General features: G+C 75.8%; 1 protein-coding gene and 1 pseudogene. Both read left to right on the top strand.

From position 1 onward, the window contains the following. Positions 1 to 661, top strand: a 661-nt coding sequence (locus K206_RS38845; RefSeq protein WP_020204260.1) for a PilW family protein, incomplete at its 5' end; no start/stop codon positions are given. Continuing rightward, a pseudogene (locus K206_RS0120470) lies at positions 655 to 1,009 on the top strand (hypothetical protein); the annotation flags it as partial. The gene K206_RS38845 and the pseudogene K206_RS0120470, both read left to right, overlap by 7 nt.

The raw sequence follows: 1,009 nt of genomic DNA, 5'->3' as shown, positions 1-1,009 counted from the left end.
ACGCGACGACTGCGGGCAGCCCGGCATCGGCCCGGTGCCCGCCTGCGCGCGCCGCGGCGTCAATGGCAGCGATGCGCTGCTGGTGCGCTTCAGCGGCAGCGGGCGCGAGCGGCAGCCCGCGCTGCCGGACCGCACCATGGTGGATTGCAGCGGTTATGCGCTGGCGGCGCGGAGCGTGGGCGATGCCGCAAAGGACACGCCGTATGCGGGCGCCAACTTGCTCTACGTGGCCAGCGGTGCCGACGGCGAACCGCAGTTGCTGTGCCGCTATGCCAGCCGGCGCGACGGACAGGCGCAGGCCGGTAGCTGGACCTCCGGCGCGCTGGTGCGCGGTGTCGAGACGATGCGGTTGCGCTACGGCATCGACACCACCGGCGACGGCAGGCCCGACACGTTCCTGCGCGCCGAGGAGATGAACCGGCGCGGCATGCCGGCATGGCACAACGTGCTCGCCGTGCAGGTCGCATTGGTCCTGCGTGGCGAACGCCCGCTGGCGCAGCGCGCGCGGGCGCCGGCCCTCGTCCTGTTTCCGCCCGCGCCCGCCGCGCAGGACGGCGCGGTGGCATTCGAGCCAGCGGACCGGCCCGCGCTGCTGCGCCGCGTGTTCACCGCCTCGGTGCGGCTGCGCAATCCGGCGCCATGCGCGGAGACGCTGTGCTGAACGCCGCCGCGCTCGCGGCGCGCCCGCGCATGACCGGCAGCACGACGCTGCTGCTGGTCGGCACGATGCTGCTGCTGGTTGCCGCCACCACCGCGGCAGGTCTCCATTTCCTGCTCTCCGCGCGGCAGGTCGGGGCCTACCAGCTCGAGCGCGAGATCGCCTTCCGCGCCGCGGAGGCGGCGCTGCTGGACGCCGAGGCCGACCTGCTGCTGGCGCTGCGCGCCGGCGCCACCGGCGCCGACCCGCGCCTGGCCGCGTGGCCGCCGCCCGGACAGTGCGCGGGCGGCGCGCAGCGCGGGCTGTGCCGGCCCGCGCCGGGCATGCCGCCGGTATGGAACGACTGGCTCG

It is taken from the genome of Cupriavidus sp. WS, assembly GCF_000395345.1.
Lineage (GTDB): Bacteria > Pseudomonadota > Gammaproteobacteria > Burkholderiales > Burkholderiaceae > Cupriavidus > Cupriavidus basilensis_B.
The sequence above is the reverse complement of the archived record's forward strand: the minus strand, read 5'-3'. Positions and strand labels throughout refer to the sequence as shown.